Raw genomic sequence first — 352 nt, forward strand, 5'->3', positions numbered from 1 at the left:
TGTGCGCCAGTGCCGAACACTGTTTTTTGCCCACTCTCCTTTTTCGATCCGACGACCAGAACGGACTGAGATACCAGCCTTCATGGCCGAGATATGCTGAGTTATACCTTTCTTACGCTGAGTCATATAGTAACTGACCTGAGAAGTATTGAGCGTCACGCCATTTCCTGTTGGATCATGTAAATGACACTCAGGTTACAAAACCGGCCAGAATAATCGGCGCCAGGCGGACTGAGTTATTGTCGTCTCATACTCAGCGAATGCAATATACCTGCCAGTCTTGTTCCGGGCGCAGGACTGTGATGCGTGTAAGTTTATACTGAAGAGGAGACTTTTCCCGCATAATGTTTCG

The 352-nt window shown here is 48.0% G+C and carries 1 pseudogene; it reads right to left on the reverse strand.

The features are described from left to right. Positions 1-159, reverse strand: a pseudogene (locus tag LZP73_RS21470) (IS21 family transposase); the annotation flags it as partial. Between the last annotated feature and the right edge of the window lie 193 nt (positions 160-352).

Origin of the sequence: Shewanella sp. AS16 (assembly GCF_021412365.1) — a bacterium.
Classification (GTDB): domain Bacteria; phylum Pseudomonadota; class Gammaproteobacteria; order Enterobacterales; family Shewanellaceae; genus Shewanella; species Shewanella salipaludis.